Here is a 26,153-nt window from a genome sequence, read left to right as displayed (position 1 = left end):
CTGACGTTGCGTAAACGAATGACTCATGCGATGATTAGCAACGTAGAATGTTTTAGCTTGGAGGCAAAGCAGTGGAGTCAATTGTCAAAAGAAATATTCGCGATTTGGACTATCCTCTTATATTTGTGATGATCTGTATTTCGATTATTAGTTGTATTGCAGTCTACACTTCAACTTATGGGAAAGCGGACCCGGCAACAGGAAATGCATTGCTCGGCATTCCCCCTCACATCCTCTTGCGGCAAATCATGTGGGAAGTACTTAGTTATATCGTGATGTTTGTGATGATGTTTGTCGATTATAAATCATTAGCGAAATGGCATTGGTGGTTTTATGGCATATCTGTTTTTCTCTTGCTCGCTGTATTTGGATTTCATCGTGTAAACGGCGCTCATAGTTGGATTTCTCTTCCCGCTGGATTGAGCTTTCAACCCTCCGAGTTAGCGAAAGTCGCATTGATTATTTGGATTGCAGACTACATGGCACGAATGAATGAGAGGGAATACCCGGATTACTCGTTAAAAGGGCTTCTTCCGATTTTCGGTGTATTTATTGTCCCGTTTCTTTTGACATTAAAAGAACCAGCGCTTGGACAAGCGCTAGTCATGTTAGCGATCTTGTTTTCGATGCTTGTCGTCTACGTGCAGAGGAAGCATCTGCGCATTTTAGTGACGGGTTCACTCGGGTTTTTAATCTTTTTTATGTTGGCTGTAGGTCCGTTTGGCAATCAGACGATTCAAGTGCTTACTCATCAACATATCTTGCATCCTTATCAAACACAGCGTTTGATCTCGTTTATCAATCCGACGGCGAATCCGACAGGCGCTGGCTATCAAGTACTTGAGGCGGAAATCGCTGTAGGATCAGGCGGGGTATTTGGCACTGGTTTATTGCGCGGGTCACAGACAAATGGCAGCTGGATCCCATTTCAATGGACAGATTTTATCTTTTCAGCGATTGCGGAACAGCTTGGATTTGTGGGATCAAGCCTGCTCATCATGCTTTTTTTAATTATGTTATTCCGTATGGTTAAAGTTGCAACGAGTGCTTTAGACGATTTTGGAGCCTATGTGATTGCTGGTTCTATCGGCATGTTTGCCTTTCAGATATTCGAAAACATCGGAATGAATCTCGTGTTAAGTCCTGCTACCGGGATTACGTTACCTTTTGTAAGCTATGGAGGCTCTTCGTTGGTTGTTAACTTTCTTAGCATTGGGATTGTTCTAAGCGTCTCCCTGCGGCGTAGAACTTTGCGGTTCGATTAACTCACTTATTTTGCGTTAGCTAATCTAACATTCTTTATTGACGTTCCTTCTGATCCTAGCGTATACTATCGATAAGTAGTTTACATTTGATGTGGGGGTTGAAGACGTGACTGCTTCAGAAATTTTGTCTCTCATTCAGGAAAAAAATATTCAAATGGTTGACTTTCGAATTGTAGATTTGCCAGGTCGGCAGCATCATGTCACGATTCCTGCCGCAGAGGTTGACGAGGATATGCTCACTCATGGAGTGGCATTTGATGGATCGAGTATTCAAGGGTTTCGCGGAATTGAAGAGAGCGACATGGTTATGCGCCCAGATCTTTCAACGGCTTATGTGGATGCGTTTACGGCAGTCCCCACACTCGATTTAATTTGTGATGTCTATGAACCAAGTGGCAATCGCTATAATCGTGACCCACGTTATATTGCACAGAAAGCGGAAGCTTTCTTACAAAAGAGCGGCGTTGGAACAGCGGCTTACTTTGGTCCGGAATTAGAGTTTTTTGTTTTTGATGATGTGCGTTTTGCTTCTTCACCAAGTGGTGCGTTTTATGAAGTGGATTCTGAAGAAGCAAATTGGAATACAGGAAAAGATACAAGTCCAAACCTCGGATATAAGGTGAAAAACAAAGGCGGTTATTTCCCGGTTCAACCAACAGATAGTCAACATGATTTGCGCACAGAAATGGTTCTTGAGCTTATGAATGCAGGTATTCGTGTTGAGCGGCATCATCATGAAGTGGCCTCTGCTGGTCAGGCAGAAATTAACTTCCGTTTTGATACCTTGACTAATGTAGCAGATACCGTACTTTTGTACAAATACATTGTGCGTAATGTCGCCAGACGATATGGAAAAGTGGCAACATTTATGCCTAAGCCAATCTTTGGTGATAATGGTTCCGGCATGCATGTCCATCAAAGTATTTTTGATGGTGACAAACCGTTGTTCTATGAAGAAGGGAAATATGCAAATTTAAGTAAAATGGCACTTCATTATATCGGTGGAATTCTTTATCATGCACCTGCAATTTTGGCTTTTGCCACTCCGAGCACGAACTCTTTTAAGCGGTTAGTTCCTGGCTTTGAAGCACCAGTAAATCTTGTCTTTTCAAAAGGGAATCGCAGTGCTGCAGTACGCGTACCAGTGGCTGCGGTTACACCGAAATCAGCGCGAATTGAGTTTCGGACTCCTGATGGGACAGCAAATCCGTATCTCGCTTTTTCTGCGATGTTGTTAGCTGGCCTAGATGGAATCCGCCGCGAGATCGATCCTACTGCTCACGGGTTTGGGCCTGTTGATAAAAATATTTACGAATTGCCTTCTGGGGAGAAAGAGAAGATTCGGAGTGTGCCTGGCTCTTTGGATGAAGTGTTAGCTGCGCTAGAAGCTGATCATGAGTTTTTGTTGGAAGGCGGAGTGTTTGATCGCGACTTCATTAATACCTGGATTGAATTCAAGCGTTCTACGGAAGTTCAACCGTTGGCACTTCGACCACATCCGCATGAATTCCAGATGTACTTCGATCTATAAGTAGAATTTGGCATGGAATTGCTGTGACCGATGAAAAAAGCGCCCATAGAGGCGCTTTTTTCATCGTAGTAAGCCTATTGGATAATATGATTTCGCGCAGACGGCTTGGCGTATGGTAGACTACAAATTATACTTATTTGAAGCAATTTGTGCTTTTGGCGAAAGGATGAATCAAGTGAAGTTAGGCGCAAACGTTTCAGTTGCAAAAACAGGGTTGCTACATGCCGTAGAAGAATCCATCTCCTATGAGGCAGATACTTATATGATCTATACACGGAGCAATCGTGGCGGCTTGGCACGGCCCATTGAACAATTTCATCGGGATGAAGCCCTGCAATTAATGGAATCCCATCATCTCAGTGATCCAGTAGTTCATTTATCCTATCTTGTAAATTTGGCGAGTCCGAAAGAGGATACGTTTGAATATGGAATGATGATTCTTTCTGAAGAAATAAGACGCGTAGAGTATTTGGGATTTCGCTATCTTGTTATGCATCCAGGAAGTCACGTGGGGACAGGAATTGCTCAAGGAATCGAACGAATTGCTCAAGGATTAAATGCAGTGTTAAAAGGAGATGAGAATCTATATTTATGCCTTGAAACAATGGCTGGCGATGGCTCGAAAGTTGGTAATCGATTAGAAGAAATTGCTGAAATTATCGCACGTGTAGAATATAAGGACAAGCTTGGTGTGTGCATAGACACCTGTCATAATTACAGTGCAGGATATGATATCGTCAATCATTTTGATGATTTCCTACAGCAATTTGACGATATCATTGGGCTGCAACGCTTGAAAGTCGCTCATATTAACGATTCGAAAACGCCTTTTCACTCTCATAAAGATCGCCATGAGAATATTGGACGTGGATCACTTGGGCTTGATGCACTTCGCTATATCGTGCATCATGATGCGCTGTCAGAGATTCCATTAATTTTAGAAACTCCAGGTGGACTTTATAAACATGAAATTGCACTATTGCGCGGTGATACGGATGAATTGCCGCCGGCGGGAAAAGGGGAAACTGTTGATGAGTAATGGCGAAATCAATATGCCTGTGCAATTTCACATTCAGCCAGCCAAGCGTTTAGGACGTCTTCCTTCACAATTTTTTGCGAAGCTTACGCAACAAGCAGCAAGAAGGATAGCAATGGGCCATGATGTGATTAATCTGGGTCAAGGGAACCCTGATCTACCAACTCCCTCACACATCGTGAGCGCGCTTCAAGAGGCGATTGAAGATCCTTCTACACATCGCTATTCACCTTTTCGCGGAATTCCCGAATTGCGCGAGGCGATTTGTGCGCACTATGCACGAGAATACGGTGTGGATTTAGATCCTGAGCAAGAAGTTGCTATTTTATTTGGAGGAAAAGCAGGGTTAGTGGAAATTAGTCAGTGTCTTTTAGAGCCTGGAGATATCGCGTTGGTTCCAGACCCAGGATATCCGGATTACTGGTCTGGGATTGCTCTAGCAGGAGCACAGATGGAAGTAATGCCATTGCTCGAAGATCATCAATTTCTCCCTGATTTTTACGAAATTCCAAAAGATGTGCGACGGGCTGCTAAACTCATGTTTTTAAACTATCCGAACAATCCAACTGGCGCAACTGCAAACGAGGAATTTTTCCAGTCTGCAGTTGCTTTTGCCAAAGAGTCTGAACTTGTTATTGCGCATGATTTTGCTTATGGAGCGATTGGATTTTTAGATCGTCCGATTAGTTTTTTGCAGATTGCAGGAGCGAAAGATGTTGGTGTTGAATTTTATACCTTGTCAAAGAGTTATAATATGGCAGGCTGGCGAGTTGGATTTGTTCTTGGCAATGCTCGAGTGATCAGTATGATCAATGAGTTGCAGGATCATCTCTTTGTTTCTTTGTTTCCTGCTGTGCAGCGTGCTGCAATTGTAGCACTTAATGGAGATCAGTCGTGTGTTAAGCAGTTGGTGCAGACCTATGCAAAACGACAGCAAGCGTTGCTTGCTCCGCTTGATGATATGGGATATTCTGTAAAGCAATCAAAAGGTTCGTTCTTTGTTTGGATGAAGACGCCACAAGGTATCTCGTCAGAACAGTTTTCAACGTTTCTCCTCGAACATTACGATGTAGTGGTTGCTCCAGGAATTGGGTTTGGTGCACGCGGGGAAGGGTATGTGCGCATCGCTTTACTTGAGACTGAGCAACGTTTGCGCGAAGCAGGTTCACGAATCGCTCGTGCGCTTAATGAGCTGAAGGCTTTGTAGTAAGTGTCCAAAATTGCAATTGTTGTGTTGTCAGCAGACTTATTCCTTTGATATGAACTGAAATCCCTTTCGCGGGACTAAATTCAATGAGACTCGGAAGTCTTTCCCATGTCGTTGTTTGTTTTTGCAACTTAATGGCCATCCATCCTGGCTGTGCGAAATCGGGCAAAGGATTAGACGTGATCGCAGTGATGAACTGAGACAATTGGTTTGTTTGATTCGTATTCGCGGGATTCGTGAAAGGTCCGAGCATATAGGTCCAGTTACCGATTGCAAAAGCAGCAAACCATGTGGCTGAATGGAGAGTGGGATTCTTTACCTTCTGACTCTGTTTTTCGATTGCGCGAATCCATTCAATTTCTGGTCCTTGTTGTGAACTGAGAATCATCGAAGTAAGAGGCTGATAAGCCCCATAAAAACTGGGGATTGGCGTCACCGAATGCACGAATAGATTTTTAGTAGGCAAAATAAGGCTCTTGGTGTCGATATGTTCAATGTGAATCCGGTATTTGTGTAACGCTTGCTTGCTTTTTGCCACTGTAACTTGCAAGATTGTGGAGGGGTTTTGTAATGTCAACCTGATTTCATAGAGACTCGGCCCTTTTACGGTAAGTAGGATAGGCATGATCGAAGAGTGGCCGTATTGAAATGAAATTGAGGGAAGATACATCTCAGGCATGTGCAAAGGTTGTAATGCATTGAGTAAAAGAGGATTTAAAGGCAATGGCGGGGTTTGCGCGTGCGTTATTTGGCCTTTTGCATTGATAGAGATTTGTTCAGGACCCGCAATCACTAAGGCTGAGGAAGTATTTGAATAAAAAGCTTGCGCTTGAAAACTTGTATGAAACACGACGGTTGTATTCGCGGCGAAATTTCGATAGATAAAGACATGTTCACGTTGCAAATGGGAAGGGGAGTAACGTTCATAAATCACCCCGTTTGTAATCGGCATAACGACAGGGGGAACTGGTCTAAGTGGATATTGGCCCAGCAACTGAATCGCAGTATTCGCGTTTGTAAGAATGGCAAATTGAATCATCTTTTGACCATCGATAGGTAGTATATAGGAAAATAGGATTGCAGAATGGTCTTGATAAAGTGTAATTCCATTGTTATTGCTTACATGATCTGTGTATACCTGATTTGTCCGGAATAAAAGTGTCGCATTGTCCGTCAGTGACGTTGTCATCCGCGGAAGTGCATGCTCCATAAAATCACTGGATACAAAGGGTGTAAAGAAAAGAGAGTTTACCAGCGGCTGGTTTCCTTGGATTCCACCTCTAGGTTGTACCGTCCAAAGAATCCCATTATCTTGAAGTAAATACATCAGGCGTGTGTGCGCAGGTAGATTGATTTGATAGGTCATGTGATTTACGACGATGCGTCCAGAAGTTGTTAAGAAGGCTTGCTGCAAAAGATCGCGGTGTAAGGTTCCAATTGAGTCTGGAAGCGCAAGTTGGAGAGATGAATCTATAGTAAGTGGCGCATAGTTTTGCACTTTGGATAAAGGTTTTTGTACAGATTTTATATTTTGAGTATGCAAAGAAGACGACACAGTAGAGGGGGTCGTAGCACAACCACTAACCGTCATACAAAGCGCAGTTATTGTCCCAATTCGTAGCAATCGCTTTGTAGTATCAATTTTCATGTAGATTCCCCGCCCATAGTATTTAATAAAATCAACACTATATTTTATCATAAGTAGAGGCCCTGCATAGAATTGCAAGGCCTCCTATGAGCGAGTGATCTTTCTTTTATGGACGTTCATAACCTTCACCGAGTTGTGAAGGTCGGCGAAACCGATCGGCAAGTTGAATTAGCCACAGACGATGATAGGGTTCGATGTACACGATCGGTTCGAGACGCCGATCTACACCAGGTGTGATTTGGTATTGCCAAATTGTTGTTTTGGTTGTTGCGCCCTCATTCATGCGAACTCCCATATGAATCGAGTCGTGGTAACCGTTTTTATATGAAATGAGGGTGAGTTGGCCGTGCAACTCATTTACCAGAAAGCGAAAGCGAGCACTGCGTAAAACAGGTGCTTGAATCCACGGTGTAAGTCCATTTGCATCCGTTTTGTAGCGTTTCTCCGTTTCTAATACGACAACTTCTGCCCCTTCAATGGGTTTTAAGGTTCTACCATCAATCACTTTCACACGCAAATTGCCATATCCCTTACCGGAAATCATCGGATCGTAACCACTTGTTTGCGGTTTTTCCGCGGGATTTGGTGTTTTATCCGTAGTGTTTGGTGTTTTATCCGTAGGTTTTGGTTGTTGTTGCTGGAACTGCATAGGTTGTGAAACGTTTGCTGGTGTATTTGCAGCTGAACACAGATGGATCGGGAAAAAAGAAAGTGACAAGATTCCTGTAGCCAAAAGAGTGCGAGCTAATATTTGTATCACATTCTTATTTTTCACACTTTTAACTCCTTCCAACGCCTGGAATCGTTGTGAGCATGCGGCCAATATAATAAAATTCGAGAATTTGTAAAGGGGTTCGACCTTGGTTTGCCCAGTATTCAGAACCCCATTGGGCCATGATACCGGCATTTCGGTATTGCCAGTTTGGATTATTCTCGTAACCAGCGCGGTAGTTTAATTCGACAATTTCCTTGTTAGGTTTTACAAACGCTAAATTACGTGTAGCATAATACGCTTGGTCCGTACTCGGTTGATCAGACTGCGCGCGATACGTTTGGAAATTCACCGTATTATCTACATCAAAAGTGTATCCATCAATCGTTACAGGATGAAGATGATGGAACCAGGCAAACATTTTTACTGCGATGGCTCCAGCCTCAAGTGCGGCAGGATTCCAGTTTGGGAACCATTCGTTTGGCAAGACATCACGGCAATATTGATCAAAGTTAACAGTGGAAACATAGATGATTCGACCACGTGGGTCAGGTTCGCCGGATGAATTTGTTTCGCGAATCGCCACGCGAATATTACTAGGGAATCCTGTGGATCCCACCATGTAGGTTTGCGCCTTTGCTAAATTTGCAGGGAGAGTTGCACAAAGAGTTCCAAAAACAAGGGTGGTCAATATGGAAACCAGCGTTCGACGTTGATTTTTATACAAGGATGACTCGACCTCCAGTGCATAACAAGTCAGGATTCTGCTGTAATCATGCCCCACTTGGGAAATATCATGCGTTTGCTTGTGAAATCCTCGTTTGAAGGTAAAATGGGAGAAAAGATCCTTATACGCTGTGAGGAAAGGGTGCTTATATATGGAAGAATTACGTCTGACAGGGACGAATCAACATCGCGCGCCAGAAGGTATGTCGACGTTGTCTGCACTCATTATTGATCAAGGGGAGCTTTATCTGGATAATGGTGCAATTCATGGAAAGGCTAAAATCGATCAAGGAATTCAGTATGAAAAGAGTTTGCAACAGGTTTCTAATCCACGAAAAGTTGCAATTGTATGGTTGAGCTTATACCGCAGAGATGGCAATCAAGGATTTCACGGTGCGGCTGCTTGTGAGTCCTTTATTGATCAACAGTCTGGGAAAGGGTATAAAAATCTAATTGAACAGGCGAATCAAATGGAAAAAGCGGTAAAGGGAAGGGTGGACCTAACGAATCTGACTGAGGAAGAGTTTGGTTTATTGCGCGCATTTGTGCAGGAGTTTCGTCCAGATTTGTACCAGCATGCGTCTCCTCAGTTTCTTGAAGCGTTCACAAGCGAGTGACTTTCAAATCGTTAGAAGCTCTCTATGAATAGGAAGGCTTTGCTTGTAGAGTCTTCTTTCTGTATTATAAGTAGTTGATATTTTACTCGGATGTAATCGATGGGCGAGGATGTGTACCGCTTTAAGCGTGGTGATAGCAGTCATCGTTTGCATAGAAGTGAGGATGTGAATTTTTTGTTAGATCAGTCTCAGACCCCGTTGTTTTCGGCACTGCGTGAGCATGCAATGCGTCGCCCTTTGCAATTTCATATTCCAGGACATAAAACTGGACTCGCGATGGATCCTGAATTCAGGGAATTTATGGGTGAGCGAGCGCTGAGTATCGATCTCATTAACATTGGTCCATTAGATGACCTGCATCATCCTACAGGAATTATCGACCAAGCACAAAAGTTGGCTGCACAGGCATTCGGCGCAGATTATACTTTCTTTTCCGTGCAAGGTACAAGTGGTGCAATTATGGCAATGATCATGTCTGTCGTAGGTCCGGGAGATGAGATTCTCGTTCCGCGCAACATCCATACTTCGGTCCTATCGGCGATTATTTTATCTGGAGCTAGGCCGTTCTTTTTGCAACCAGAAGTGGACTTACGCTTAGGAATTGCGCATGGTGTGCGCGTCGAGTCAGTGGCAGAGGGATTAAAGCGCCATCCGAATGTAAAAGCGGTCTTGCTAATTAATCCGACATATTTTGGAGTAGCAACAGATTTACGTTCGATTGTAAAACTCGCACATGATCGCGGAGTCGTAGTTCTAGTCGATGAAGCACATGGCGTGCATACGCATTTTCATGAGCAATTGCCACCGTCCGCTATGCAAGCTGGGTGTGATTTGGCGGCTACAAGTGTTCATAAATTAGGAGGCTCCCTTACACAAAGTTCAGTATTGAATGTGAAAGAAGGGCTAGTGCGCGCGAGGCATGTACATTCAATCTTATCTTTGCTTACGACCACGTCAACTTCTTACATTCTCTTGGCATCACTGGATGCAGCTCGCCGTCAACTGGCAACGCGTGGGCATGAGTTGCTCGATCGAGCGATCGCGATGGCGCAGAGTGCGCGTCGGCGATTGAATGAAATTCCAGGGATCTATTGTTTTGGTGAAGAAATTTTAGCTTCTTCTGCGACATTTGCGCTCGATCCATTGAAACTTACGATTCGCGTGGCGGAGATTGGGTTATCAGGATATGAAGTAGAAGTCATTCTACGTGAAAAATATAATATTGAAGTTGAATTATCCGATTTATACAATGTGCTATGTGTAATTTCTTTTGGCGATACAGAGGAAAACATCGCAGCATTAATTTCTGCGATTGCAGAAATTGCGAATCGGGAATTGCTGCAACATCACCATAAAATTCAAATTGTTGTACCTTCTACCCCTGTACTTGCAATGAGTCCGAGAGAAGCTTTTTATGCTGAAACGGAAGTTGTACAGCTACGAGATGCAATCGGAAGAATTATCGCAGATGTAATTAAAGTCTATCCCCCAGGGATTCCGATTCTTTTACCTGGTGAAATAGTAACCGCAGATAATGTAGAATTTATTGAAGAAAATTTACGTGCAGGATTACCTGTACAAGGACCAGATGATCCAACAATTGAGACCGTGCGCGTTGTAAAGGAACGGTAAGATTCTCCATGGCATGATTTACAGCTTGGCAATTCGGGGTGATGTCGTGTATAGTTCTACGCGACATCACATAAGCCGAATCACACATCGATGTGTGTACGGAGGAACCGTGTGCTTTGGGGTGAACTCATCTTTGTGAGCGGGCATCCTTCGCCCGAACCCGTCAGCTAACTCCGGAGGCCAGGGAGGGAATTATGCGAATAAAGGCTAGATTTTCTGCTGTGCAGCAAACAACTGCGGCACTGTTATGCGCTGGGCTGTTGTTGGGGTCACATGTGAGTGCTTTTGCGGCGACGACTCCGCTTGGACCCTACACGGTACAACCGCTTGACAGTGCGTATTCAATTTCTGTACAGGCTCATGTAGGGTTGCAAAGTTTCGAACGGGTCAATCACTTGAATGGAGATAGTATTCTGTATCCCGGCGAAGTCGTGGCAATCCCTTTTTTGTATCTCGTCGATCCTGGGGATACGTTATGGTATATTGCTCGTCGTTACAACACAAGTGTCGCCTCTATTCAAGAATTAAATGGATTAACTTCTGACTTAATTTATCCTGGGCAAAAACTACTGATTGCACTAGGGAGTAATGAGGCAACGACGTGGAATTCAAATGACACGAGCAATTCGAATCTCGCGATGACTACGACAACTGCAAGCACTTTATCTGACAGTCAAACGGCGAGTGTTAATGACAGTGCGTCTGCAGCAACTTCATCGACTCCTACCTCTTCTTCACCTGCACCTGCACCACAAACACAAAATCAGTCTTCCGCGCAGACATACAATATGCTGGCCACGTCTTATGATGCATCTGTCGCAGATAATGGTCCATGGGGAGCGGTGAATTATTTTGGACAACCGCTTCAGTTTGGCGACGTTGCAGTAGATCCATCAGTGATTCCGCTAGGCTCAACACTTTTTATTAGTGGATATTCCGATCCAGCACTTCCGCCTGGAGGATTTTATGCAACGGCAAATGATATTGGTGGTGCTATTCAGGGGAATCGAATCGACATTTTTTTGCCAAGTGCAAGTTTAGCTGATCAATTTGGCATGGAAAACGTCAAAGTGCAGGTGATTTCTAAATAAATTCGGTATACTCTAGATGATTGCAAATCAGAAGGAGGAGCCGAATGGAAATAGCGGTTGGTCAAGAGGCACCAGATTTTACACTTACGGCAACAGAAGTTGGCTCATTTCAACTAAGTACACAACGCGGCCACTATGTAGTGTTGTTTTTTTATCCTAAAGATATGACACCTGGTTGAACGCAGGAGGCCAATGAGTTTCAAGCACTCTTACCAGAGTTTGCTAAACTCAAGGCGGTTGTGCTAGGGATTAGCACAGATAGCATAGCTTCACATGAAAAGTTTGCGAAAAAATACAATCTGACGTACCCTTTGCTCTCAGACCCTGATGCAGCAGTATGTACTGCGTATGGCGTCTACAAAGAGAAAAAAATGTATGGTCGCACCTATATGGGAATTGAGCGAACGACCTTTGTTATTGATCCAGAGGGAAAACTTGTTCGGATCTATCCCAAAGTAAAAGTGGATGGCCATGCAGCCAAAGTTTTAAATGACTTAAAAGAGAGCTTATAATAAAATCTCCCGCAAATGTGGAATGACGTTTGCGGGAGATTTTTTCTGTCTTTCATGTACACAGAGGAAATGCTGGTACTCATGTTTTGTGGGGTGTAAAATAGAGTTACAATGGCAAGGAGGAGTTGGCGATGGTAACTTTGACAATGGAAGCAGCGAAAGTGGTCAAGGAACTTTTGTCTGATAAAGAGGAAGGTTTAGGACTGCGCATCTTTGTCAAACCAGGTGGTTGCTCTGGTTATAGTTATGGAATGGCTCTCGATATGAAAAAAGAATCTGATCTTCTTACCATGCAGTCAGGCATTCCAGTTCTCGTTGATGAAGCAAGTTTGCCGCTTATTGATGGGGCAGAAATTGATTATGTCAATGGATTGTCTGGTAAAGGTTTCAAAATTTTTAATCCAAACGCGGTTTCTAGTTGTGGATGTGGTTCTAGCTTTCATACGAAAGATGATGCGGGTACGCCAGGAAGTTGCTCTTAAAGAAATGAAGAGGTGGGCGATTGTAGCCCACCTCTTCATTTCAAACAGGATTCCTGTTTATGTGCTTGGCTATGAGTGGTGGCTCTTTGTTGTTTACTGTGAGGAATTATTGTCAATGTGGGTGTGGGGTTTGTTGCGCAGCCAAAAGATGATCAGTATGGCAATCAACAAAATAGCAAATACATAGGTTAAGGCAGAGGAATGTTGTTCAATAGCAGCCCAATGTCCACCGAACTGGTATCCAAGAAGGGTTAAAATGTAAACCCACGGTAGACTGCCAATTGTGGTAAAAAGCAAAAATGTACTTATACGCATATTGGCAATGCCGGCTGGCAGGGAAATAAAGGTGCGAATTGCAGGGAGTATTCTGCCTAATAATACGGTGATAGCGCCATAACGAGCAAACCAGTGTTCGGCTGAGGAGAAGTGTTTTTCTGAAAATAGAATATATTTTCCGTAGCGTCGTAAAAAGGGTCTGCCTCCTTTGCTGCCGATGTAGTAGGCAATGAGTGAGCCTACTACATTGCCAATGACGCCAGCAAACACGGCTTCTGTAAAGTTAATATTTCCTTTCCAGGACTCGAATCCAGCAAATGTCATGATTAATTCGCTTGGTAGAGGAATACACGCGCTTTCTAGAATCATCGTGATAAAAATTGCAGCAATGCCGTAATGCCGAATGAAGTGTTCAAGTAGAAGTGACAGTCCTTGCATGTTGTACCCCTTTCTGACTGCAAAAGACAAATTGCGTTACAATATAAAGTATACAAGGTGAGAGATCGTCAGTCTACTTGTCCTCTGATTCGCATACATGCTATAGTAAGGAGGGCTTTTAGGCTCGCGATGTCGTGACATGACGGGAGAGACTTTGATTGAGTTTCTGGAGCGCAGTGTTGGATGGCGCCTTCATCGCTCTACAGGCGATCACCGGTCTCATCGGTGCCTATCAAGTGGTTTTATCTGTATTTGGACTGTATTATCGAAAGCGAAAGATTCAGTTCGATCCGCAAAAGCGATTTGCAGTGCTGGTTGCTGCTCACAATGAAGCGCAAGTGATTCGCCCATTGCTTGAAAATTTAAAGCGGATGGAGTATCCGGATCATCTGTATGACATCTATGTGATCGCAGACAACTGTACAGATAACACAGCTGAGATTGCGAGGGCGTGTGGAGTAAACGTCGCTGAACGATCCAATGATCAAGAACGAGGAAAAGGATTTGCGATTCGTTGGATGTTGGATCGCTTGTATGAATCCGAACAAAAGTACGACGCAGTTGTTATGTTTGATGCAGACAACTTGGTGGCGACAAACTTTTTACGCGTCATGAATGAGCGGTTATTAGCAGGGAAAAAAGTAATTCAAGGGTATTTGGATATTAAAAATCCATATGATTCTTGGGTAACGATCTCGATGGCTATTTCCTATTGGTACACGAATCGAATGTGGCAGTTGGCGCGTTACAATCTGGGATTGTCATGTGCACTTGGCGGTACTGGACTTTGTATTGACATGAAGCTCCTTGAACGGTTAGGTTGGGAAGCGACTGGGCTTACAGAGGACGTTGAATTTGGGGCGAAATGTGTATCAGTTGGGATTTATCCAGTATGGGCACATGATGCACGCGTTTACGATGAGAAGCCCATTTCTTTGCGGGCTTCGATGCGTCAGCGTTTGCGCTGGATGCAGGGTCATTTTAACTGTGCACAGCAGTATATGGCGCCGCTTTTGTCAGCCAGTATTGCAGAACGGAGTCTCGCGAAGTTAGATGCTGCCATTTATCTGTTTCAGCCGATGCGGTTTTTAATCTTATTCTTTACAGGTTTTATGCTTTTGTTTCAAATGGGGGCGCCGGCAGCTTGGGCAGTAAATTCCATGACGGAATTACTCCCAACTTGGTTTTGGGCGATGATTAATTTGTTTATTTTACTGCAGATGCCATTAGCCATGTTACTAGATCGCATTCCATGGAAAGCTTATCTGGGGCTCCCGCTCTTTCCTGTTTTTATGGTTACTTGGTTTCCTGTTACTCTGTTAGCCCTCTTTACACGGCACAACCGCGTGTGGAATCACACAGTGCATACAAGGGCAATTCAGCTAGATGAGATGCGCTCGCGGTGAGAGACAACAACATACTTTGGCGGCAGGGGAATCCCCTGCCGCTCGCCTTGCGACAGAAAGCAGCGTAATCTATGTTCTATCGTCTTACGGATGCGTCTGATGACGACACATGAGAAGGATGGCTTCTTTTCCAGTCATCCCCACTTTAATGCCAATTGCATGAGCTGCCTCTGTTACTGATTCTAAGGGAGCTGCGAGTAGTTGCTCGACGGTCTTGACACCGACAGCTCGCGCGGCGATAATCTGACGATCTTTAAGGCGCGCATTTAATAAACCAACGTCTAATGCGCCACACATAATGTATCCGATGTTTGTCGAAACGATGACGAGATCCGTTTTGGGGAGTGTGACGGTAGTTGCGACGCATGAACAATTTTCAATGGTTAACGGAGTAACTGTGACCATGAAAAACGGCCTCCTTTCTTCGTTAACATATGGCGGGATCACTGTCCCGGTGTCAAGAATGCACACTTTGGCTATACTGATATGCATTGGTTGTGAGCTAGGTCTGCTGATGCGAAGGCGTTTTGTACAATTGTTTGCGTGAGGTGAATGAAGGATGGCGCGAGTTTTTTTGACGACTTTGAATGCGAAATTTATTCATTCGTCACTTGCGCTAAGATATTTACGCGCATTTATTGCGGATGCACACGATGTGGTGATGGAGGAATTTACGATCCATGATCCTCTCGATTATATTCTAGGGCGCGTGTACGAAGCAGATCCAGAAGTAGTCGGATTTAGTTGCTATATATGGAACATTGAAGAGATCAAACGTTTAGTTCCCCTCATTCGCAAGATATTACCGCATGTTGTTATAGTGCTCGGAGGACCAGAGGTTTCGTATGACACAAAGGAATTTCTGGAGGAAAATAAAGCGGTGGATGTCGTTGTCATTGGTGAAGGAGAAGCCCCTTTGCGCAACTTATTAGCCGCGATTGAGCAGCACCAACCGTATTCTGCGGTGTCAGGTATTTATTATCGAGCGGAGGATTTCTCGATTCATACGACCGGTCCAAGTTCGAAATTGCGCTTAGATGATCTTCCTACTCCCTATCCTGAGGATGCAATGGATGAACTACGTAACCGAATTGTTTACTATGAAGCGAGTCGCGGATGTCCATTTCACTGTCAATTTTGTCTTTCATCGATTGAAGATGGTGTACGCTATTTTAGTTTGCAAAGGGTCCTAGATGATTTAAATCGGCTAATAAAAGCAAATGTCCGACAAATTAAGTTTGTCGATCGAACGTTTAATTTACGTAAAGACTATGCAATGAAGATTTTTGAATTTCTGGTTGAAAACCATGGGAACACAACTTTTCACTTTGAAATTACGGGCGACATCTTAAAGTCGGATATTGTACAATGGCTTTGTGAACATGCTCCTAAAGGTTTATTTCGGTTTGAAGTCGGAGTTCAATCGACAAATGACCTCACCAATGAGCTGGTTCGGCGGCGCCAAGACTTTACGCGTTTGGCGGCGACTGTACGGAAAATTAAGGAGTCGGGGCGTATCTTGCAACATCTTGATTTGATTGCCGGACTTCCAGAAGAAGATTTTTTAAGTTTTCGTAACACATTTAACGATGTATTTGAGCTTCGTCCAGATGAGTTACAACTTGGTTTTCTCAAGTTATTAAAGGGGACTGGATTGCGTCAGAAAGCTGAACAATTTGGCTATGTTTTTATGGACACTGCGCCATATGAATTGCTTTCAAATCACAGTCTCACATTTTCCGATATCCATCGATTAAAGCACATGGAGGATATTCTAGAAAAATATTATAACTCTGGGCGCTTTCCTTACACACTGGAATATCTCATCACGGAGTCATTTCCTACGGCATTCGATTTCTTTTTATCGTTTGGCGAGTTTTGGAATGCAAAGGGATGGGCGCGAATAGGCCATCAACCATTGGATTTGGTCCGCCGACTCCAGGCATTCTTGGAGTATGAAGGAAAATTTGATGAGAATGTTACCACGTTGCTTCATGCCGATTTTTTGCTGCGTGAAAAATTGCGTCCGCGCTCTTTGCTTTGGGATTCAGGTTTGTCGCAGGCGCATCAGTTAGAGCTGCTTCGAAGATTATTACAAGCTCAGCGCACGGATGTGAGCGATGGTTATTTGATGACAAAGATAAATGATCTAGAAAAGCGCATTGTATTGGATCACGCAGCAATAGGAGCAATTCCCTACATGTTTGCGCAAGTGAATGTCGATCCGAGTGAGGTATACTATCTTGCTTATGTATATCCTATAGCTGTGGGAAGACCGATTGTGTATTTGCTTAGCGATTCTATATTAGAAGTTCAGCACGATATGGGGTTACTGGCAAATCAGATTTAGAATGGGGATCGTTTTTATCAAAAGGAGGGGCCGAGTGGTGTGGTTTTCTGCGCTTCTACGAGGCATTTCACATAATCCAGCACTTATGGCTGCACTAGCGTCAATCCTCGTAGCGCAAGTGATTAAAGTTCCGATCTTTTATGCGACGAACCGCAAATGGGATTTGTCGAAGATGATGTCGACGGGCGGTATGCCGAGTTCTCACTCTGCTGCAGTGTCTTCACTTTCAACAGTGATTGCGATTCGTGTGGGGACCGGTTCGATGCTTTTTGCCGCAGCTGTCGTCTTTGCGATTATTGTCATGTATGATGCAGCGGGTATCCGGCGTCACGCAGGAGAGCAGGCCATTGCAATCAATAAATTAGAAGCAGAGATTGGAAAATATATCGAACGTTTTCCGATGGGACGACACGAGGATTATCAAAAAAAGTTAAAGGAGATGTTAGGGCATCAACCAATCGAAGTATTTATGGGGTCTATTTTGGGAATTTTAATAGGCGTTGTAGCTGCTCGTTAGAAGCCTTAGCAAGCAAGGATGGTGGTTTTGTTGCGATTGTCAGAACGGGATGTAGAACTTATTAGGAGGGCATTACACAGTTCTCTCTTAAGGGCTGAGACTGTGGATGAACGAAATGAATATCAAGCGGTTCTAGATCGCATTTTTGGATTACCCATTAAAGTAAAAGACGGATTTTTATATGATTTCGATGACGATACAAGAAGCTAGAAGGACCTGTTTCGTGCAGATCCTTCTTTTATTCTATTCTTCTTGAGAATGTACATCCTCTCCTACAAACTGAATCTCTGTGTGATCGTGTTCACGATTAATTTTTTTGATCGCTTGTTCCAATGCGACTGCGGGATCTTTTACGACAGTGCTACCATAAATATAGAGTCGATCACTGTGACTTGGCGTGCCAATGGCGTAAAACTCACTCCCCTGTGTTTCAAATAATTCAATTTGGAATAAGTCTCCCCCTAGTTGATAGTGATAGACTTCTTTTCGTAAGAGTTCCGCGTCTTCACGAAGAGGGATTGATTTCCATGAACTTGACATTTGTAACACCTCTCAGTTTGTTTTTTCCACTTTATGTAGTACGAGATGGGGTAACTGCCCAGATAATAAGCGAGGCAAGAATTAAAAAAATCCCAATTAAGTTAAATAACATTGATATGCCATGATACATAAAAAACTGGTTGATAAGCGGTGTTTTAGGCCCTGAAAAGGTGGGGATGCGAGCTGCAAGACTCTGCATCTTAGGAAGTAAAATTAGCCATCCAATGAGCGAGAGTGCACTTGTAATGCCAAGAAAAACTTGAATGAGCTTACCTCTGCGCATACTCGTTTGCCTGTATAAACCAAAGGCTGAGACAAATGCGATTACACAAAGTGGCGCAGTAAGTGTATAGTAAATAGGGAAGAGGCGATCTAAAACGTGTCCTGCTGTATCAATTGGCAGTACTGAAAACAGAGTGGGCGCGACGACTGCAGTAAAAAAAACTAGGGTTCCAAAGGCGATGCTGGTGGCAAGAGTGAACATGATTCGCATTGTAGATTGCATTTTTGATCTCCTAAAAAGGTGTGATAGGTATGAAAAGAGATTCTAAAGCACTTGCTATTCTTTTTGTGACGGTAACGACTGTGCTGCTCACTGGGTGTGGTACATCTAGTGGTGGGGGTGGACCTGTATCACAGCCTCTTTCAGATTCTCAAACGACAGTTACGACCACAGCAGCTTCGTCGAACAGTGCAAGTTCAGCTTCTTCAACTTCTAAGTCGCCGGGAAGTACGACAAGCAAAGGCACAAATAGTACCGGTGCAAGTACTCCAACTCAAGGGACGGGTACTCCTGTCTTGACAGCGGTGAAAGTGAATGAAACTGGGACTGGCAATACGTTTGTTCCTGTGTCCGCCTCTGTTTCGTCTATTTTACTGCCATCTGGATGGCAGTTGCAAACGGCTTCTCTTGGCAGCGGCGGGACAAGCTTAAAACTTGTAAATCCAGCTGATTCTTCGCAGATGATTAGCGAAGTGGTCATGCCTTCGGATCGAAATTTACAATCGTTTTATAACTCCCAATCATCAAGTACAGTTCATTGGATCGTTCCGGGTCAGATTTTGTCCTATACACAGTCTAATCCTGACAATCCATACTCAGATCGCGGAATTATGGCGAATTTAAGTTCCGGAGGTTCTATTCGTGTAGATGTTTATCTACCTTCAGCGGAACAAAAAGCCGCAGAGCAAATTCTAAATAGTTTTGTTGGAAATACCACTGCTTAGCTTCTTACAGGATAAAAAAGCGGGGATTGTCTCCCCGCTTTTTTATCTTTTTTATCTCCTATTTATTTTAAACATGGAGATTTTACGCAAATTCCTCCATCGTTTTTTCAAAGAAGTCGCGCTCAAGATGAAGATCTTGTTTTACGATTGGAGTTTCTTTAAAGCCTTCAATCAGTGTCTCAAAAGGTTGTTTTTGTTTATCTTCATAGATTAAACCAGTGCAAAGGCCGTCAGTCTCTGCGACTTTCGCCATCGCCATATTGCGATTAGTTGGATCGTAATCAGGGAATTGCTCTAAATTGACAACGTGTTCTTTGTACCATTCGTACGTGTTTACTTTGTTATATGTGACGCATGGGCTAAAGACGTTGATCAGTGAAAAACCTTTGTGTTCAATTCCTTTTTGGATCAGTTCAGTCAGTTGATTGACATCATGTGAAAATCCTTGTGCTAAATAACTAATTCCAGCAGCTAAAGCGATTTGTAAAGGACTAATGGCATTTTCAATATTCCCGGCAGGTGTTGTTTTCGCTTTAAATCCAAAAGCGCTCGTCGGTGAATGTTGTCCTTTAGTTAAACCATAAATCGAATTGTCCATGACGATGTAAGTGATATCAATGTTGCGTCGTGCTGCATGCATAAAATGACCGAGTCCAATTCCAAATCCATCTCCATCACCACCAGCAGCGATGACTGTCAAGTCGCGATTGGCTAGCTTAACACCTTGAGCCACGGGAAGTGAACGACCATGTACACCGTGAAATCCATACGCGTTGATATAGCCAGAAATTCGACCAGAACACCCAATTCCAGAAATGACCGCGACGTTTTCCGGCTCTAGATCGAGATTGCCAAGTGCCCGTTGAATTGATGCTTGGACTGCAAAATCACCGCAACCAGGGCACCAGTTAGGTCTCACGTTATTGCGAAATTCTTTTACCGTTGCCATGCGATCATCGATCCTTTCACATGAGTTTCAATTTCTTTTGGCAAAAAAGGCGTTCCATCATATTTGAGGTAACTCTTCATTTCAGGATGACTCAGGCCAAAGAATTGCAATAAGTGGAATAGTTGTCCGGTCCCATTGCTTTCAACGACGATGACTTGTTTTGCGCTATTTAAATAAGATTTGATCGTTTCTACGGGGAAAGGAGAGAGAACTTTAATTTGTGCATGACCAACTTTAATTCCTTGCTTGCGTAAGCGATCTGTCGCCTCACCGATTGCACCCACTGATGAACCAATACCGATCAATAGTACGTCAGGGTTTGTATCTCCCGCATAAGACACACTATTTGGTAGTTCAATTCCTTCAAATTTATTCAAGCGTTTATTCATCATGAGCACGTGATTTTTCGGTCCTTCATCGGGGCGTCCAATTTCACTATGCTCAACGCCTGTCACATGGTGGAGTCCGCCGCGTTGGCCTGGGAAGACGCGCGGTGAGATCCCATCTTCTGTACGCTCGTAGCGCTTAAACATTTGTCCAGCAGGCACTTGATCGAGTTCCTCTTGGGTCGCTAAGCGCCCGCGATCAATTGTTACCTTCTCGTAGTCAAACGGTTTTACCGATTGACTGGCTAGGGACAGGGCTAAGTCGGTCATGAGAATGACGGGGCATTGATATTTTTCCGCGTAGTTAAAAGCGTCTACTGTTGCGTAGAAGCACTCTTCTGGAGTAGAAGGAGTTAAAACGATCTTTCCAATTTCTCCGTGGTTTCCAAATAGTACTGCATACATGTCACTTTGTTCATGTTTGGTAGGTAAGCCAGTACTCGGGCCACCGCGTTGCGTATCTACAATCACAACAGGTGTTTCAGTCATTCCAGCAAGTCCGAGCGCTTCCATCATTAGCGATAAACCTGGGCCAGAGGTTGCGGTCAGAGCGCGTGCACCAGAATATGCAGCACCAATGGTCATATTTAAAGCGGCGATCTCATCTTCTGTCTGAACAACGACACCACCCACTTTTGGGAGCTTTTTGATGAGATATTCCATTACATCAGAAGCTGGCGTAATGGGGTATGCGGGCATCACACGCGCTCCTGCAGCGAGTGCGCCAAAAGCGATCGCATCATTGCCAATCATCAGGAGATGCTTATCAGGAACTGGGGGGGCCAATTGAAAAGCAGCAAAGTCAATTTGCTCAGTGCTCATTGCGTCAAATCCCGCTTTAATAGCAGCTAAGTTTTGATCAACAATCTTTTGGCTTTTCTTCCCAAAACGACTCTGTAAAACAGGAGCACAAAAATCCACATCAAGTCCAACTAATCGTGCAGTGGCTCCTAGTGCAACCATGTTTTTCATAATTACAGCGCCGTGTTCTTCTGCAATTTTGGTAAAGGGCATTGCAACTAAAGTGACGTTCGCGGCAACTTCATTCGGCAATTTGGGATTAAATTTTGCGTCGGCGATGACGATGCCACCTTCGCGCAATTCTCCAGCATTTAAGTCGATTGTTTCTTGATCAAAAGCGACGAGGATATCTAGATAGTCTGCACTTGCCGACTTTGGTTCGGTGGTGATACGCACCTTGTCATTTGTATGTCCGCCTTTAATGCGTGAGGAAAAATGTCGGTAAGAATAAATATAGTATCCCATACGATTAAGCGAGGTAGAGAACGTCTTGCCTGTTGAATCAATACCTTCGCCTTGTTGCCCGCCCACTTTCCAGGACAGTTCCTGTAACATAATTTGTCACTCCTTCTAGCGTAGTGCACAGGCGCACTCGTCACCTTTCACGGCGAACGTCAGCGACAGCTGCGCGGAGTAAATTCACAGATGCTGCATCTGGTCGAAATACAAACTCAATGATCGGTTGCCGATCAGTACATGCTTTTTCAACTTCACGGCGGCGACTAGGTGATACTATGACAGCATGTAGTCCTTTCACAAAGCGGGCAAGTTCGTCTGGGTCAGATGTAGTAGACACGTGAAGTGTGAATCCATCGAGACCTGCTTGACGTAGTGCAGAGCGAACTTTACCGGCAAAGCGATCACTTCGACAAACCAACCCAACTTCACTTTGTTCCGGTATACGAGCGATCTTTACGATCGTCTCTAATTCCGGATCTAGTGCAATGGCTAAGATGGTTTGCATTTCACCTAATAGCTGTTGGACCTCATCAAAGTGAAAGAATGTCGTAATAATTAAATCTGCAGATTCAACTAACAACAAAGCATCCCGTTTTTGATCGCGCAACTCATCGATAATAACGGGGGTAATGTGGACACCTCCAAACTCTAGTTTCCGTGAGAAATACTCCACCTGCTCGCGGTTGCACTCGATAAAGACGATTTGCGATTGATCGAGCAATGCAGCCTTTTCTTTCACGCGAACGGCCGCAAATTGCATGAAGTCGTCAAGCGTAAAACCGAGCTGGAGGCATTCTTCTAAAGCGACATCAATCACTTTTTGTAATAAATCACGCCGATTGCCAAATCGGACTTTATCGTCGCGATCACAGACAAAAGTTCCCCGCCCCTGAGCTGACGCGATCACGCCTTCTCGTTCTAATTCGTGATACGCTTGACTGATGGTGTTGCGACTTACGCCGATCATTGCGGACAGTTCGCGTTCTGTCGGCAATTTATCGCCGGATTGATACACACCTGTCCTGATGTCAGAAAGGATTCTTTCTTTAACTTGGACATAAAGTGGGATTCCATTCTTGCGAATGATAGAACGGTTCATCGCATCACCTTCCCACCGGTCCCTATCTATATGGACTAATCCATTAATCCATAGGATCTGTCACGTTTTATTATACCCGATGAAGAAGGGAAATGAAGCCCTCTTTTTGCTTTTTTCCATGTGAAATTCGAAGATGTAATTCTCGAATAAATTCATGGCCATAATATGGTCCTATTAATGGTAAGATACAGGATGGCACAATACGTATTGAACGAGAACAAGAGGTGATTGTGTGTTTATAACGGATGAATTAAGAACAAAAGTATTTGTTTTGACAGATGCATTAGATGAAGTTTCTCAGGCTTTAACATACCTTGTTCAAGAAACCATCTCTCGTGTGACAGATATGGATCGATTGATTGCAACAAAAGCAATGGAACGGTTAGTACATATTGCGATTGAAGCGATAGCGGATATTGGAAATTTGCTAATTGACGCATTAATTATGCGTGACCCCGCAAGTTACGCTGACATTATTGACATTTTACACGATGAAACTGTCATCACGACGGATGTTGCAGAAGTGTTGCGCCCGATGGTTGCGTTTCGCCGCACGCTGATGCAGGATTACACCAGCAAGCATGCGGCTTCGCTTTTTCTGTACGCACAAAACGCGCATTACATCCAGCAATTTGTGGAACAAGTCAAAAATTATTTATCCGCTTATCCTGAATCCGTTTAGCAAGTTGATGAGTGCTTAGCTATGGATTTAGGCTTTGTTCTTTTGGTGATTATGTCCAAACACGTAAACTTTCACGTGGTTTTTAACCCCGAATATTTTCGCGTCATTTTCGTCCGCAAAAAAAACATCAATATGTGGTCCTTTGATGGCACCACCAATATCTTCGGCAACTCGATAACCGATGCCGTCAATGTAGACAAGGGATCCTAGGGGAATTAAATTCGGATCAACTGCAACCGTGTGTTTGGGTTTTGCGACCTTTCCTGTCGCTGTGATTCCGTATCCTGGGTCGCCGGGATTTTTCCCTGTAGATTGAAAATCTGCGCTGTATGCAGTCAATTTACAGTCATACGTATGTACTACGGCCAAATGACCAAGAGCTTCTGCTGTAGGTAAGACAGGATTTAGCGTAGCCATCGCTTCAATGGCTTGTAGATTTGGTTCATTGTGGTGAATCGGTTTTACTCGCTGATGAAGTGTGAAATGGTCTGGCGAGGATGGTGTTCTTTGGCAAAAGTGTTGTAATTCCTTATTTGTATGCGGTGGGTGTGCAATGTGAGAGTTTGCATGCGGCACAGTTGAGACAGTGGTGAACATGATGAATGCCCCATACGCAATCACATTACTAAATGGCACCATGAAAGAAATCACCTCAAAAAAGAATGGATTAAGTGGCTTATTCAGAGAATAGAAGTACCCTGATTGGCGAAAAACTATGCAGCAAGTGGGAAAAAACTTTCAACAAATTCGCCTTGGGATGGTAAAATAAAACACAGAAAAACACGCAAAAAACGCATTGACAGAGCAAAACAGGGTATGCTATATTACTCGATGTCGCCGCGAGCGGCGGCGCAAGAAGGTAGCGAGTTGATCCTTGAAAACTAAATGCAAGAAGAGACGGACGACGAAAAGAGCACGAAAGCGACATGATTTAAGAGTTTGATCCTGGCTCAGGACGAACGCTGGCGGCGTGCCTAATACATGCAAGTCGAGCGGATGGATGTAACAATCCATGAGCGGCGGACGGGTGAGTAACACGTGGGTAACCTACCTTTTAGACGGGGATAACGCCTGGAAACGGGTGCTAATCCCGGATGGGATCTTTCTGCGCATGAAGGAGGAAGGAAAGGCGCAGACAAGCGCTGCTAAGAGATGGGCCCGCGGCGCATTAGCTAGTTGGTGGGGTAAAGGCTCACCAAGGCGACGATGCGTAGCCGACCTGAGAGGGTGACCGGCCACACTGGGACTGAGACACGGCCCAGACTCCTACGGGAGGCAGCAGTAGGGAATCTTCCGCAATGGGCGAAAGCCTGACGGAGCAACGCCGTGTGAGCGAAGACGGTCTTCGGATTGTAAAGCTCTGTCATTTGGGACGAGAGGCATGGAGAGGGAATGCTCGATGTGAGACGGTACCAAAGGAGGAAGCCCCGGCTAACTACGTGCCAGCAGCCGCGGTAATACGTAGGGGGCAAGCGTTGTCCGGAATGACTGGGCGTAAAGCGCGCGCAGGCGGTTTCTTGCGTCTGAGGTGAAAGGCCAGGGCTCAACCCTGGGATGGCCTTGGAAACGGGGGAACTTGAGGGTCGGAGAGGCAAGGGGAATTCCACGTGTAGCGGTGAAATGCGTAGAGATGTGGAGGAATACCAGTGGCGAAGGCGCCTTGCTGGACGAAACCTGACGCTGAGGCGCGAAGGCGTGGGGAGCAAACAGGATTAGATACCCTGGTAGTCCACGCGGTAAACGATGAGTGCTAGGTGTCGGAGGGTACCACCTCCGGTGCCGAAGGAAACCCAATAAGCACTCCGCCTGGGGAGTACGGTCGCAAGACTGAAACTCAAAGGAATTGACGGGGGCCCGCACAAGCAGTGGAGCATGTGGTTTAATTCGAAGCAACGCGAAGAACCTTACCAGGGCTTGACATCGGCGTGACCGGATCTGAGAAGATCCCTCCCCTTTGGGGCACGCTAGACAGGTGGTGCATGGTTGTCGTCAGCTCGTGTCGTGAGATGTTGGGTTAAGTCCCGCAACGAGCGCAACCCTTGATCTGTGTTACCAGCACGTAGAGGTGGGGACTCACAGATGACTGCCGGTGACAAACCGGAGGAAGGCGGGGATGACGTCAAATCATCATGCCCCTTATGTCCTGGGCGACACACGTGCTACAATGGGCGGTACAACGGGAAGCGAAGCTGCGAAGTGGAGCGAACCCCGAAAAGCCGTTCGTAGTTCGGATTGCAGGCTGCAACTCGCCTGCATGAAGCCGGAATTGCTAGTAATCGCGGATCAGCATGCCGCGGTGAATACGTTCCCGGGCCTTGTACACACCGCCCGTCACACCACGAGAGTGGGTAACACCCGAAGTCGGTGAGGTAACCCGCGAGGGGGCCAGCCGCCGAAGGTGGGATTCGCGATTGGGGTGAAGTCGTAACAAGGTAGCCGTATCGGAAGGTGCGGCTGGATCACCTCCTTTCTAAGGAAGTAAGCCTAAAGAGGGCAGAAGCGGACGATCTCTTACTTGCATTTAGTTTTGAAGGATGGACGCAGGGGGAAAGACCTGCGGCGAC

General features: G+C 44.7%; 26 protein-coding genes, 1 rRNA gene and 1 riboswitch. Of the genes, 16 read left to right on the top strand and 11 right to left on the bottom strand.

Annotation, left to right across the window (positions count from 1 at the left end; genetic code table 11):
- Nucleotides 1–71 precede the first annotated feature (71 nt).
- The 4 genes from BM613_RS02380 (at nucleotide 72) to BM613_RS02365 (ending at nucleotide 5,039) form a co-directional block, all read left to right on the top strand.
- Nucleotides 72–1,265, top strand: coding sequence for an FtsW/RodA/SpoVE family cell cycle protein (locus tag BM613_RS02380; RefSeq protein WP_109429536.1), 1,194 nt, complete (start codon nucleotides 72–74; stop codon nucleotides 1,263–1,265).
- 106 nt (nucleotides 1,266–1,371) lie between these two features.
- Nucleotides 1,372–2,796 (top strand): type I glutamate--ammonia ligase, encoded by a 1,425-nt coding sequence (gene glnA, locus BM613_RS02375; RefSeq protein WP_109429535.1) that lies wholly within the window; start codon nucleotides 1,372–1,374, stop codon nucleotides 2,794–2,796.
- 166 nt (nucleotides 2,797–2,962) lie between these two features.
- Nucleotides 2,963–3,835, top strand: a complete 873-nt coding sequence (locus tag BM613_RS02370; protein WP_109429618.1) for a deoxyribonuclease IV — start codon at nucleotides 2,963–2,965, stop codon at nucleotides 3,833–3,835.
- Complete coding sequence (locus tag BM613_RS02365; RefSeq protein ID WP_281267806.1) at nucleotides 3,828–5,039, top strand: pyridoxal phosphate-dependent aminotransferase; 1,212 nt, start codon at nucleotides 3,828–3,830, stop codon at nucleotides 5,037–5,039. The genes BM613_RS02370 and BM613_RS02365 overlap by 8 nt, the downstream gene beginning before the upstream one ends.
- Here the strand turns inward: BM613_RS02365 and BM613_RS02360 are convergent.
- The 3 genes from BM613_RS02360 to BM613_RS02350 all read right to left on the bottom strand — a co-directional run bounded on the left by BM613_RS02360 (nucleotide 5,017) and on the right by BM613_RS02350 (nucleotide 8,126).
- Complete coding sequence (locus BM613_RS02360) at nucleotides 5,017–6,687, bottom strand: hypothetical protein (protein ID WP_146192748.1); 1,671 nt, start codon at nucleotides 6,685–6,687, stop codon at nucleotides 5,017–5,019. The genes BM613_RS02365 and BM613_RS02360 overlap by 23 nt on opposite strands.
- Nucleotides 6,688–6,793: 106 nt before the next feature.
- Nucleotides 6,794–7,462 carry a hypothetical protein gene (locus tag BM613_RS02355; RefSeq protein ID WP_109429533.1) on the bottom strand — a complete coding sequence of 223 codons (669 nt, stop codon included), beginning with the start codon at nucleotides 7,460–7,462 and terminating at the stop codon, nucleotides 6,794–6,796.
- A gap of 4 nt (nucleotides 7,463–7,466) precedes the next feature.
- Nucleotides 7,467–8,126, bottom strand: a complete 660-nt coding sequence (locus BM613_RS02350; RefSeq protein WP_245926200.1) for a SpoIID/LytB domain-containing protein — start codon at nucleotides 8,124–8,126, stop codon at nucleotides 7,467–7,469.
- A gap of 151 nt (nucleotides 8,127–8,277) precedes the next feature.
- On the opposite strand from BM613_RS02350, the gene BM613_RS02345 reads away from it, so the two are divergent.
- From BM613_RS02345 to BM613_RS02325, 5 genes are all read left to right on the top strand, one after another.
- Nucleotides 8,278–8,742, top strand: a complete 465-nt coding sequence (locus BM613_RS02345) for a YwhD family protein (protein WP_109429532.1) — start codon at nucleotides 8,278–8,280, stop codon at nucleotides 8,740–8,742.
- Nucleotides 8,743–8,916: 174 nt separating this feature from the next.
- The gene (locus BM613_RS02340; RefSeq protein WP_484419712.1) at nucleotides 8,917–10,374 is read left to right on the top strand and encodes an aminotransferase class I/II-fold pyridoxal phosphate-dependent enzyme; all 1,458 of its coding nucleotides are present in this window, start codon (nucleotides 8,917–8,919) and stop codon (nucleotides 10,372–10,374) included.
- Nucleotides 10,375–10,437: 63 nt separating this feature from the next.
- Nucleotides 10,438–10,571: riboswitch (cyclic di-AMP (ydaO/yuaA leader) on the top strand.
- Entirely contained in the window at nucleotides 10,569–11,465 is an 897-nt protein-coding gene (locus BM613_RS02335) for a LysM peptidoglycan-binding domain-containing protein (RefSeq protein WP_109429530.1), read from the top strand. It overlaps the preceding riboswitch by 3 nt.
- Before the next feature lie 44 nt (nucleotides 11,466–11,509).
- Nucleotides 11,510–11,977: a peroxiredoxin gene (locus BM613_RS02330; RefSeq protein ID WP_109429529.1), complete on the top strand. Its 468-nt coding sequence runs from the start codon at nucleotides 11,510–11,512 to the stop codon at nucleotides 11,975–11,977.
- 131 nt (nucleotides 11,978–12,108) lie between these two features.
- Nucleotides 12,109–12,459, top strand: a complete 351-nt coding sequence (locus tag BM613_RS02325; protein ID WP_109429528.1) for a HesB/IscA family protein — start codon at nucleotides 12,109–12,111, stop codon at nucleotides 12,457–12,459.
- A 93-nt stretch (nucleotides 12,460–12,552) separates the two neighbouring features.
- On the opposite strand, the gene BM613_RS02320 is transcribed toward BM613_RS02325, so the two are convergent.
- Entirely contained in the window at nucleotides 12,553–13,173 is a 621-nt protein-coding gene (locus BM613_RS02320) for a DedA family protein (protein WP_109429527.1), read from the bottom strand.
- A 158-nt stretch (nucleotides 13,174–13,331) separates the two neighbouring features.
- Here BM613_RS02320 and BM613_RS02315 point away from each other — a divergent pair, with 158 nt between their 5' ends.
- Nucleotides 13,332–14,579 (top strand): glycosyltransferase family 2 protein, encoded by a 1,248-nt coding sequence (locus BM613_RS02315; RefSeq protein WP_109429526.1) that lies wholly within the window; start codon nucleotides 13,332–13,334, stop codon nucleotides 14,577–14,579.
- Nucleotides 14,580–14,663: 84 nt separating this feature from the next.
- On the opposite strand, the gene BM613_RS02310 is transcribed toward BM613_RS02315, so the two are convergent.
- Entirely contained in the window at nucleotides 14,664–14,984 is a 321-nt protein-coding gene (locus BM613_RS02310; RefSeq protein ID WP_109429525.1) for a YunC family protein, read from the bottom strand.
- A gap of 154 nt (nucleotides 14,985–15,138) precedes the next feature.
- Between BM613_RS02310 and BM613_RS02305 the strand changes: the two genes are divergently transcribed.
- From BM613_RS02305 to BM613_RS14840, 3 genes are read left to right on the top strand one after another with little or no spacing between them, the layout of a single operon-like run.
- Nucleotides 15,139–16,929, top strand: a complete 1,791-nt coding sequence (locus BM613_RS02305) for a B12-binding domain-containing radical SAM protein (RefSeq protein WP_109429524.1) — start codon at nucleotides 15,139–15,141, stop codon at nucleotides 16,927–16,929.
- 34 nt (nucleotides 16,930–16,963) lie between these two features.
- A complete protein-coding gene (locus BM613_RS02300; protein ID WP_281267805.1) occupies nucleotides 16,964–17,446 on the top strand; it encodes a divergent PAP2 family protein in 483 nt (160 codons plus the stop codon).
- 27 nt (nucleotides 17,447–17,473) lie between these two features.
- Entirely contained in the window at nucleotides 17,474–17,656 is a 183-nt protein-coding gene (locus BM613_RS14840; RefSeq protein WP_146192747.1) for a hypothetical protein, read from the top strand.
- A gap of 33 nt (nucleotides 17,657–17,689) precedes the next feature.
- Here BM613_RS14840 and BM613_RS02295 read toward each other — a convergent pair whose 3' ends face one another.
- Together BM613_RS02295 and BM613_RS02290 are read right to left on the bottom strand one after the other, a co-directional pair.
- Nucleotides 17,690–17,986, bottom strand: coding sequence for a hypothetical protein (locus BM613_RS02295; protein WP_109429522.1), 297 nt, complete (start codon nucleotides 17,984–17,986; stop codon nucleotides 17,690–17,692).
- 31 nt (nucleotides 17,987–18,017) lie between these two features.
- Nucleotides 18,018–18,491 carry a DUF4149 domain-containing protein gene (locus BM613_RS02290; RefSeq protein ID WP_109429521.1) on the bottom strand — a complete coding sequence of 158 codons (474 nt, stop codon included), beginning with the start codon at nucleotides 18,489–18,491 and terminating at the stop codon, nucleotides 18,018–18,020.
- A 29-nt stretch (nucleotides 18,492–18,520) separates the two neighbouring features.
- On the opposite strand from BM613_RS02290, the gene BM613_RS02285 reads away from it, so the two are divergent.
- Entirely contained in the window at nucleotides 18,521–19,213 is a 693-nt protein-coding gene (locus BM613_RS02285) for a hypothetical protein (protein ID WP_109429520.1), read from the top strand.
- Nucleotides 19,214–19,295: 82 nt separating this feature from the next.
- On the opposite strand, the gene BM613_RS02280 is transcribed toward BM613_RS02285, so the two are convergent.
- From BM613_RS02280 to BM613_RS02270, 3 genes are read right to left on the bottom strand one after another with little or no spacing between them, the layout of a single operon-like run.
- A complete protein-coding gene (locus BM613_RS02280) occupies nucleotides 19,296–20,162 on the bottom strand; it encodes a 2-oxoacid:ferredoxin oxidoreductase subunit beta (RefSeq protein ID WP_109429519.1) in 867 nt (288 codons plus the stop codon).
- Nucleotides 20,150–21,904, bottom strand: coding sequence for a 2-oxoacid:acceptor oxidoreductase subunit alpha (locus BM613_RS02275; protein WP_109429518.1), 1,755 nt, complete (start codon nucleotides 21,902–21,904; stop codon nucleotides 20,150–20,152). Before BM613_RS02275 ends, BM613_RS02280 begins: the two co-directional genes overlap by 13 nt.
- A 40-nt stretch (nucleotides 21,905–21,944) precedes the next feature.
- Nucleotides 21,945–22,907 (bottom strand): GntR family transcriptional regulator, encoded by a 963-nt coding sequence (locus BM613_RS02270; protein WP_109429517.1) that lies wholly within the window; start codon nucleotides 22,905–22,907, stop codon nucleotides 21,945–21,947.
- A 232-nt stretch (nucleotides 22,908–23,139) separates the two neighbouring features.
- Between BM613_RS02270 and BM613_RS02265 the strand changes: the two genes are divergently transcribed.
- Nucleotides 23,140–23,589 (top strand): DUF86 domain-containing protein, encoded by a 450-nt coding sequence (locus BM613_RS02265; RefSeq protein ID WP_109429516.1) that lies wholly within the window; start codon nucleotides 23,140–23,142, stop codon nucleotides 23,587–23,589.
- Between the two features lie 27 nt (nucleotides 23,590–23,616).
- Here BM613_RS02265 and BM613_RS14955 read toward each other — a convergent pair whose 3' ends face one another.
- Entirely contained in the window at nucleotides 23,617–24,228 is a 612-nt protein-coding gene (locus tag BM613_RS14955; protein ID WP_181362837.1) for a 3D domain-containing protein, read from the bottom strand.
- A gap of 288 nt (nucleotides 24,229–24,516) precedes the next feature.
- Here BM613_RS14955 and BM613_RS02250 point away from each other — a divergent pair.
- Nucleotides 24,517–26,059, top strand: a 16S ribosomal RNA gene (locus tag BM613_RS02250).
- Nucleotides 26,060–26,153: the final 94 nt, after the last annotated feature.

It is taken from the genome of Sulfoacidibacillus thermotolerans (assembly GCF_003144315.1).
GTDB classification, from domain to species: domain Bacteria; phylum Bacillota; class Bacilli; order Alicyclobacillales; family SLC66; genus Sulfoacidibacillus; species Sulfoacidibacillus thermotolerans.
The sequence above is the reverse complement of the archived record's forward strand: the minus strand, read 5'-3'. Positions and strand labels throughout refer to the sequence as shown.